This window comes from Bacteroidales bacterium (genome assembly GCA_031275285.1).
Taxonomy (GTDB): domain Bacteria; phylum Bacteroidota; class Bacteroidia; order Bacteroidales; family UBA4181; genus JAIRLS01.
Genome location: JAISOY010000193.1, coordinates 1 through 9,433 on the forward strand (window position 1 = coordinate 1; position 9,433 = coordinate 9,433).

10 protein-coding genes are annotated in these 9,433 nt (G+C 39.1%); 4 read left to right on the top strand and 6 right to left on the bottom strand.

Annotated elements, in window-relative coordinates:
* The 5 genes from LBQ60_19085 to LBQ60_19105 form a co-directional block, all read right to left on the bottom strand.
* Positions 1-761, bottom strand: a 761-nt coding sequence (locus tag LBQ60_19085) for an RnfABCDGE type electron transport complex subunit D (GenBank protein ID MDR2040033.1), incomplete at its 3' end; no start/stop codon positions are given.
* A gap of 38 nt (positions 762-799) precedes the next feature.
* Positions 800-2,137: an electron transport complex subunit RsxC gene (gene rsxC, locus LBQ60_19090; GenBank protein MDR2040034.1), complete on the bottom strand. Its 1,338-nt coding sequence runs from the start codon at positions 2,135-2,137 to the stop codon at positions 800-802.
* A 38-nt stretch (positions 2,138-2,175) separates the two neighbouring features.
* On the bottom strand, positions 2,176-3,063 hold the full coding sequence (locus LBQ60_19095; protein ID MDR2040035.1) for a Fe-S cluster domain-containing protein: 888 nt from the start codon (positions 3,061-3,063) through the stop codon (positions 2,176-2,178).
* Positions 3,064-3,075: 12 nt separating this feature from the next.
* The gene (locus LBQ60_19100; GenBank protein MDR2040036.1) at positions 3,076-3,492 is read right to left on the bottom strand and encodes a SoxR reducing system RseC family protein; all 417 of its coding nucleotides are present in this window, start codon (positions 3,490-3,492) and stop codon (positions 3,076-3,078) included.
* Between the two features lie 201 nt (positions 3,493-3,693).
* Positions 3,694-4,278, bottom strand: a complete 585-nt coding sequence (locus tag LBQ60_19105; protein MDR2040037.1) for a hypothetical protein — start codon at positions 4,276-4,278, stop codon at positions 3,694-3,696.
* A gap of 183 nt (positions 4,279-4,461) precedes the next feature.
* Here LBQ60_19105 and LBQ60_19110 point away from each other — a divergent pair, with 183 nt between their 5' ends.
* From LBQ60_19110 to LBQ60_19120, 3 genes are all read left to right on the top strand, one after another.
* Entirely contained in the window at positions 4,462-5,697 is a 1,236-nt protein-coding gene (locus LBQ60_19110) for a 6-bladed beta-propeller (protein ID MDR2040038.1), read from the top strand.
* 197 nt (positions 5,698-5,894) lie between these two features.
* Complete coding sequence (locus tag LBQ60_19115) at positions 5,895-6,341, top strand: peptidylprolyl isomerase (protein MDR2040039.1); 447 nt, start codon at positions 5,895-5,897, stop codon at positions 6,339-6,341.
* Positions 6,342-6,444: 103 nt separating this feature from the next.
* Positions 6,445-7,314 carry a TIM barrel protein gene (locus LBQ60_19120; protein MDR2040040.1) on the top strand — a complete coding sequence of 290 codons (870 nt, stop codon included), beginning with the start codon at positions 6,445-6,447 and terminating at the stop codon, positions 7,312-7,314.
* A gap of 39 nt (positions 7,315-7,353) precedes the next feature.
* Here LBQ60_19120 and LBQ60_19125 read toward each other — a convergent pair whose 3' ends face one another.
* The gene (locus LBQ60_19125; protein MDR2040041.1) at positions 7,354-9,030 is read right to left on the bottom strand and encodes an alpha-amylase family protein; all 1,677 of its coding nucleotides are present in this window, start codon (positions 9,028-9,030) and stop codon (positions 7,354-7,356) included.
* Positions 9,031-9,229: 199 nt separating this feature from the next.
* Here LBQ60_19125 and LBQ60_19130 point away from each other — a divergent pair.
* The coding region (locus tag LBQ60_19130; protein ID MDR2040042.1) for a hypothetical protein at positions 9,230-9,433 on the top strand (204 nt) is incomplete at its 3' end.

Here is a 9,433-nt window from a genome sequence, read left to right on the forward strand (position 1 = left end):
ATATGCCAGGTGATCACTTTCCGTATCAATAAATAAGCAAAACCCAGTAACAAAGCTATTGCAGCAATTTCCCCCATGGAACCACCCATATTTCCAATCAACAGATCGAGTGTTGACGGCACTTTATCCATCACATCGCTCAACGTTTCAGTAGTAGCACCGCTTACCGCATCTGTAGCTCCGCTTGAGACATCAGCACTTTTAATGTTTGCTATACTGCCCTTTACCACTCCCAGCGGAGTAGCCCCGGTATAAGTATCAATATAATCCTGCGGATATGCCCCGAAATTAAATACAGTCTGGAGATTCCATCTCGATATGACCGGTTTAGGCCAGCTGGTCATCTGTACGGGAAAGGATATCAGCATGAAAACCCGCCCTACCAATGCGGGATTGAAAGGATTGTTTCCTAATCCCCCGAAAGTCATTTTACCTACTCCTATAGCAACAACAGCGCCCAGTATCAATATCCATACGGGAAGGTTGGTAGGAACGTTAAATGCCAGTAATATCCCTGTAACGATAGCAGAACCATCACGTAAGGTAGGCTCCTGCTTCATCAGGTATTTCTGGATAATATACTCGGTCAGCATACAGCAAAGCACCGACACTGCAGTAACATATAAGGCTCCCAGACCGAACATCCATACCGATACCAGGAAAGCCGGGACCAATGCCAGCAATACATCGTACATCAGACGATGGACACTGTTACCGCTATGTATGTGTGGTGATGGAGATACAGTGAATAATTTACTCATTTTAGATTTATACTTTTATTTTGAATGATCGACATTGATTATTTTACCATAGCCCTGGCCCTGATATTTTTCAATACGGCGGCCTTTCCTAAACGGATATAATCGAGTAATGGTCTTGATGAAGGACAGGTATAACTGCATGAGCCACATTCGATACAGTCCGCAGCACGTTCAGCCTCTGTACGATCCCACAATTCGCGTTCTGCCACCGCCATCAATAAATAAGGTTCCAGCCCCATAGGACAAACCGATACGCATTTGGCACAACGGATACATGTGCGTACCTGTTTACGATGGGCTTCATTATCTTCGATCAGCAGGATACCCGAACAACCCTTGGTAGTGGGTATATCGGTTTTGGCAAGCGCTTTTCCCATCATAGGGCCTCCGCTAATAATTTTTCCGGTAGTCTCAGGCATACCTCCGGCCGCTTCTATCAGTTTATTGACCGAAGTACCGATACGAACCTTATAATTGGCAGGATGTTTCAATCCTTTTCCTGTTACCGTCACCAAACGTTCTACAAGTGGTTTGTTTTTCTGAACAGCTTCGTATACCGCAAATGATGTGGCCACATTGAACGGTACAATCCCCACATCCACAGGGATTTTACCAGAAGGCACTTCCCGGCCGGTCGTCGCTTTGATCAGCTGTTTTTCTCCACCCTGCGGATATTTTACTTTTAACGGGCATATTTCAATCTGGGGATAGTTGGCAGCACATTGTTGCATATGACTTATGGCATCCGGCTTGTTGTTTTCGATACCGATGATCGCTTTTTTCACGTTCAGGGCTTTCATCAGGATACTAACGCCGACCATGATCTCGTGACCCTTTTCAAGCATTAACCGGTGATCGCAGGTAAGATACGGCTCGCACTCTACTGCATTTACAACGATCATTTCCGCTTTTTTACCCGGAGGAACGGATAGTTTGACATGGGCAGGAAATGTGGCACCTCCCAGCCCGACAATACCGGCTGCGGTGATCTTTTTCACAATGTCCCCGACAGTATCTGTAATCTCCTTTTTCAGGTCGTCCGACAGGTCAATCCCTTCTTCCCATTCGTCACCTTCCACGTCGATCTGTACCGACATCCTTTTATAACCGGAAGTATCAAAAAAAGCATCCACTTTTTTTACGGTACCCGATACAGAGGAATGAATATTAGCGGACACAAATCCGGAACCTTCGGCAATCAGTGTACCTGTCTTCACTTTATCACCCACTTTTACTTTGGCAACGGATGGGGCACCGATGTGTTGGGATAACGGAATAATGACAGATTCCGGTACGGGTAAAACCTCAACAGGTTTACCAGCACTTAATTTATTGTCGGGCGGATGAACGCCCCCTTTGGGAAAAGTTTTTAACATGGTCGGAATTTAATCAAACATGTAATTATAATATTTTATCAAGCCTCAACCGGCGCACTTGGAGTAACCGGTTCTGTTTCTTTCTCAGGTGCGGGAGGAGCTACTTTCCTCGGAGGAAAATTCAATTCCAGGATAGCATCGGTCGGACATTCCGGTGGGCATTTACGGCACATTTTACAAGCTTTAGAGTCGATAAATGCCAGGTTATTCTCTATGGTTATTGCATCGAACTTACACACTTTCAGACATTTTGAACATCCGATGCATGCTACGGAACAATATTTCTTTGCAATTCCGCCTTTATCTTTATTCACACAGGAAACAAAGATTTTCCGGTCTTTTTTATCTTTATGTCGTAATTCGATAATGGAACGGGGGCAGGCTTTGATACATGCTCCACAGGCAGTACAATTATCATCATTTACCACCGGAAGACCCGTTTTTTCATCCATTTCCAATGCATCGAATTTACATACGCGGACACAATCCCCGCAACCCAGACAGCCATAGGGACAATCGGTATCCCCGGTGTATAATACATGTTGAATGGCGCACGATGAGGCTCCGTCATATACATTGGTCCGCGGCCGTTTTTCGAAAGAACCGCTGCATCTGATTACCGCCACCAAAGGATCTTTGGCTTCAACCGCTTTCCCTAATACTTCGGCAACTTTCTGCATGGTATCATTTCCGCCTACAGGACAATACAAAGAAGAAATGTCATCGGATTTTACCAAGGCTTCAGCAAAATTACGACACCCGGCATAACCGCATCCTCCGCAATTGGCAGCAGGAAGCATGTCGGTTACCGTGTCGATACGCGGATCTTCATACACCTTAAATTTTTGCGCCACAAAATACAATATCACAGCCGCAACAATACCTACGGCCACTAAAGTGATGATTGTAAACAGTATTACATTCATTCGAAAATGATATTAATTAATTTTTTTTACTTCGAAACTAAAGGATCTCGCCATCCTGCTATTAAATAATTTGATGAACAGATAATACGGAATCAAAATAAGCAAGGCCAACAGCCCGCTTATCAATTCATTTCCCGTAACGGAATAAGTGATCATCAATGTTACGACAACCAGAAAAAACGGTAAGATATAACCGAACAGTAGTGCTTTCATACCTTTTGACTGGTGCATGGTAACACATACCTTTTCACCCAAAACAAAATCGCCCGAAAAACCTTCGACACATATTTCTTTGTCTTTGTTTTCGGACGGTACACAGTAACTCTTAGCAGCACAACTACTACACGCCGATGAAGCTACAATACGTACGATCATAGTATTGCCGGATAACGACGCAACAGTTCCTTCGTGTTCTACCTGTTTTTCCATTTCGGGGCAAATGTAAAGAAGTTATTGATAAAATAAAATAAATTTTATCAGTAGATTATCAACATTTTAATAGGATATGAATTATAAAATCATCGTAATTAAGCTTATAATACTTACAATTTTCGTGTGCGCACACGAAAATTGTAAGTATTATAAGGTATAACATCTATCTAAGATTTCATAGATAAATATAAACAATCATCAGAATCGGCCAAACACTCCTGCATTGATCACACCTTTACATCCTACACCCAGTTCAAGGAATACACCTATATTTTCTCCGTATTTTATCCCGATAGGCACCACCTGGAAATTGAGATGAATAATGTTCTCCACTTTTTCCTGATCCGATTCATTCATGGGTATATATTTTTGATGTCCGTATATGATGCCTGCAGCAAATGTCAGATACAGGCATAATTTACCTGTATCCAGGTATTTGTGGTCTTTCCCAAGAATCAATGCAAAGTAATTATGCCTGGAATAACCTAATTTTATTTCATCCAGCATATTGTCCGAATGGACATAGTCATGCACTAACATGGCACCGATAGAAGATTTCTCAGATACATGAAGTTTGTATCCGAAATGAAACGGCCCAGTTTGCATCTTGTTGCACCTCTGTGTTCCTGTTTTCCTAATCGCCTCTAAATCGGACAAATTATCTATCCATTTGTTGGTAGAGAATACGCCGTATCCCATATATAGCTCATGGACAAATCCCTGGGCATATTGAGTTTCCGTGATCATTCCAAAACAGAAAATAAATAGAAATATTTTTTTCATGTCAGATAATGGAATAACTCAAAGATACACAAAATAATAGATATATTTATATTTTTTTATGTACTTTATTGGCATTATTATTGTGCGTCAAAAAGAAAGCACACTGGTCATCTGAATATAACTATTAAGCTGTAGAATATACTATGAAGATTATCCGATAAAAATTCAATATAATTTAACTTTATGAAATATATCTTACTTTTTGCATCTTTCCTTTTTATAACATCTGCATGCTCTGTAAGTGAACAGACAGAATCAGTAATAGTCCTGGATCTTTCTCAAAACATACCGGAAAAAGAGATTATCCTGGAAATTGAAAGTGTAAATTATATACCGCTGGAAACAACGGATAAAGTTTTAATGGGCGATCTGCATCGTATTAAGTATATTTCCGAAAATAAGATAATAATATGCAATGCTTTAATTGGCGATATTTTTGTGTTTAATTCAGAAGGTAGAATTATTTCACAATTCAACTATATAAGGGAAAAAGATGGAACAGGGTACAATCGAATTACGGAATTAGTATATGATGAGGCAAATAAAGAGATTTTCGTACTCGATCGTTCAACTTTGTGTCTTGCGCAAGTTTATTCCGAAGAAGGAGAATACAAACGAACCCTTCATTTTCCTGATCGAACGACTTTCTCACCGGTATTTGATTTCGATAATGAAACGTTATTGGCTTATGATGCCGATTATTTAATTTATAAAAGCAATCTAACTGCGAGTATAACTTTTGGCTTTTCGAAAATAGATTCTATAAATTCCATTAATAATAAGCAACCATATGTTTTCTTGTCTAAAAAAGATGGTAGTATTGTATCCAATTTAGATATTTACCTTCCGGAAAGGATATCGACCGTACATGTGAATCAGGCAAAAAAAAGCTTTAGCACCACGCCTACTCAAAAAATCATTAAATATGGAGTTGATTTTTTGCTTACCGATATAGCTTCCGATACTGTTTACCTGTTATCCCAGGATAAAATACTTACTCCTGTATTTGTTCGCAAACCTTCCGTACAACTCATGCAACCACAAACGATTCTTAATATGCAATTGATCACTGATAAATTCCTGTATATGAAGAAACATGTTTTTGATACGGAAAATGGATTTGGGGGAGAATTCGAAGAATTGGTCTATGACAAACAAGATAACCGGATGTATCGGGTTAAACAATTCAAGGTAGCAGACCCCAGCGGAGAAATACCATTTGACTGGAAAGTACTGGGGGGATTTACTGCTTTTAATGAAGGATATTTTCAAAAAAAGAATATGATCGTCAGACGATTATCAGCTGATCAACTGAAAGAGGATTTAGAAACAGGACGGTTAAAAGGAAGATTGAAAGATATAGCATCCAAGATGGATGAAGAAGATAATCCGGTAGTAGAAATTATTCAGCTAAGATAAAGCTCAATAAATGACTTTCAAACAGGCAATTAAGCACTCAGTGCTATTTATTATTTTCTTAAGTCACATTGATCAAATGGATTACGTTTAGCAAATATGACATTAATTGTTTTATATTACTTAATAATGTTATTATTTACGCATGTTTAATTTTCTGCATAAAATAATTTAATTTTACCCCTTCAAAAATAATCATTATGAAAACAGCAGACATACAAACAGAGAAAGGCACCATGAAGGTGGAATTTTTCGAAAAAGACGCACCTGGAACGGTAGCTAACTTTATTAAGTTAGCCAAGTCCGGTTTTTATGACGGATTGACTTTCCATCGTGTCATTCCTGATTTTGTTATTCAGGGAGGATGCCCTCAGGGAAATGGAATGGGTGGTCCCGGTTATACTATTCCATGCGAAACACAAGGAGATAACCAATACCATGACCGTGGAGTTCTTTCTATGGCACATGCCGGAAAAGATACAGGAGGATCACAGTTTTTCATTTGTCATAACAGGCAAAATACACAACACCTGGACCGTAAACATACGGTTTTTGGAAAAGTAGTCGAAGGACTGGATGTGATCGATGCTATTCGTCCCGATGATAAAATATTGAAAATCATCATCCATGATGATACTAATGCATAATTAATAACACTACTTTCAAAAGCATTTGAAGTATAGGTTAAATGATTTTTTAGTCAAGAATAGAACTTGTTTCTATTCTTTTATTTTTTAATAAGGTAGAACATTGAAAAGAAGGGATTTTTTGAAAACAAGCGGAACTGCTGCTGCTTTGGGAATATTAGGATTTTCATGTAGTAAAAACGAAGAAAAAACAATCGGGATCCAGTTATGGACTGTCCATGAAGCTTTAAATGAAAATTTTGATGCTACCATTAAAATCGTTACTGATATAGGATATAAACGGCTGGAAGGCTATGGATACAGGGATGGTAAGTTCTTCGACAAGACCCCTAAGGAAATAAAACGGTATTTTTCCGATATGGGAGTACAAATGACAAGTACACATACTGATATACCATGGATAGAAGATAATGCTATCTGGAATTATTGTAACAGGGCAATGGCTGATGCTGCGGAAGCAGGTTGTAAATGGTTGATACAACCTTATTACCAGATAAAAAGGGAACAGGGTATCGATGGTGTAAAACGCCTGGCCGATCATTATAACAGATGCGGTACAATTGCCAAAGCCAACGGGATCAAATTCGGCTATCATAACCTGACCCATGAATTTGAAGAACTGGATGGAGAGATTCCCTATGAGGTATTATTGAATTATACGGATAAAGATACTGTTTCATTCCAGATTGATACAGTACAACTGGTAACAGCCGGCTATACCTGCCATGAATATATACAACAATTCCCCGGTCGTTTCGGCACATGGCATATAAAAGACACACCGGCCGGAAGAAAGGGTGATAGTACGGACCTTGGGAAAGGGGTTGTTGACTTTAAAGGTATCTTTGATTATGCAGAACTGGCCGGAATGGAAGATTATTTTGTTGAACAGGAGGATTTTGACAGACATTGGACCGAATGCCTGAAACATGATTACGACTTTTTGAATCATGCATCTTTTGTGAAATGGTAGTTCGGATCACAACATATAGATCCGTCATAAATCCGATAATCAACTAAACCTGATTATTTTCCCTGAATTTTCTTTCATTTCAATCATTAATGTATTTTCCCAGCCGGGTTTAATTGTCATCTTTTCTGAAGATAACAATTCTTTAGCCTGTTTTATTTGCGAAAGATCAATATTCATGAATGAAAATACACCCGGATCAATTCGGACATGTATTTTTGTTCCCTCTGAGAAATTGGCTACAACCAGCAAAAAAGTTTTTCCGGTATACCTTAAAAATGCATATTGCCTGGACGGATCAAAATCCGGATTTTGATAATTAAGATACATCAGGTCATAAAAACCTCCTTCCAGAATGGCTTTTTCCTGATTGCACAATTGAAGCAAACGAATATAAAAAGTACGTAACCGAACCTGTTCTTCCGATAATTTACTTCCACCATACAACCCTCCGTTACGCCAGTCCCTTAAAGTCGCCACCGACCAATAGTCGAATATAGATGTTCTTCCGTCCAATCCACTGAAACCTTCCTGGTCCATTCCCCGCTCACCCAGTTCCTGGCCGGCATAGACCATTACCGGATTAGCATTCATGGTAGCTGTTACCACCATAGCCGGAATGGCTTTAAACGGATCTCCCGCAAAAAAATCGGAAGCAATACGTTGTTCATCATGGTTTTCAAGAAAATTTACCATATTTTTCTGTAAGCCGTCGATACTTTGCCAGCATCCTGAAATATCTGAGGCCGGACGTTGTCCGGTAATTACATCACGTAATGTATCATAAAGCCCTACCTTATCATACAAATAATCAAAGTGTCCTTTATCTACATAATCATGGTATTTTTCCGGTTGGTAGATTTCAGCAATGAAAATCAAAGATTTGTTCTTTCCTTTCACTTCCGGAATTACCCAACTCCAGAAATCCACAGGCACCATTTCTGCCATGTCGCACCGGAAACCATCTATTCCTTTCCCTGTCCAATAAATCAATATATCACGCATTTTCAACCAGGTATCAGGTACCGGGTCAAAATGTGGTGTCTGTTGATTTAAATAGTCCACACCATAATTCAATTTAACGGTTTCATACCAGTCATTGAGAGTCGGTCTATTTGTAAAACAATCATTCCCGGATACTTTGGCAGGAATTTCCGAATAATTCACTTTGCCAAATTCCTCCGAAAGTTCCAATGGTTGATCCGGAATATAATAAAAATTATTATTGGGTGTAAATGATTGATTCACATCATCTCCTGAACCAAAATCCTTCTCATCTTCTGGTTTTGCATCCGAAAAATATTCGCGTGCTACATGGTTGGGAACAAAATCCATGATTACTTTAAGGCCTGCTGCGTGTGTCCTCCGGATCAAGGCTTCAAATTCTTCCATTCGTCTCTCCACATTATCTGCCAGATCGGGCGACACATCATAATAATCACGAATGGCATACGGGGATCCGGCATTGCCTTTTACTACTCCCGGCGTACTGTTTCGTATACCATATTTTGCGTAATCGGTTTTGGTTGCATGTTCGATTACCCCGGTATACCAGATATGGGTAAAACCCATATTACGGATCTCTTCCAGAGTTCTTTCATCAAATGCGGAAAATTTTCCAACACCGTTTTCATCAATATTTCCATTTTTCTTGTTGGTAGTATGATCGTTTCCAAACAACCTGGGTAGTACCTGGTAAATTATCATTTTCTGGTTCATATTAAGCCTTGTTTAGTAAGTGTGATGCAAAAATATCGAATTATGGTACAAGAAACAATATTTTCAGGATGTTTTTATCAAAACACAACAAGTATTCTAACCTACACATCCTAACATTCATTTTTTTATTTAGCTTTGCGTATTGAAGGAAACAGTAATAATCCTACTAAATTTCGGGTAACAGATTACCATAGCAGAAATGAGAATATCAATTGATTATAAAACTGAAGAAAACCAATCTGTATATCTATCGGGCAATATTCCCGGATTAGGAAACTGGAATGAATTAGTTGCCGTTCCAATGGTAAAAATTTCAGACTCATCATGGGAATTACAGTTGGAGGTAGAAGCAACAGAAATCCAATACCGTTACCTGATCAGGGATAATGAAAATAATATTATC

Coding starts and splice junctions, on each gene's coding strand:
- rsxC (MDR2040034.1), bottom strand. CDS start 2,137: ATGTTAAAAACTTTTCCCAAAGGGGGCGTTCATCCGCCCGACAATAAA.
- LBQ60_19105 (MDR2040037.1), bottom strand. CDS start 4,278: ATGAAAAAAATATTTCTATTTATTTTCTGTTTTGGAATGATCACGGAA.
- LBQ60_19115 (MDR2040039.1), top strand. CDS start 5,895: ATGAAAACAGCAGACATACAAACAGAGAAAGGCACCATGAAGGTGGAA.
- LBQ60_19110 (MDR2040038.1), top strand. CDS start 4,462: ATGAAATATATCTTACTTTTTGCATCTTTCCTTTTTATAACATCTGCA.
- LBQ60_19125 (MDR2040041.1), bottom strand. CDS start 9,030: ATGAACCAGAAAATGATAATTTACCAGGTACTACCCAGGTTGTTTGGA.
- LBQ60_19095 (MDR2040035.1), bottom strand. CDS start 3,063: ATGAATGTAATACTGTTTACAATCATCACTTTAGTGGCCGTAGGTATT.
- LBQ60_19100 (MDR2040036.1), bottom strand. CDS start 3,492: ATGGAAAAACAGGTAGAACACGAAGGAACTGTTGCGTCGTTATCCGGC.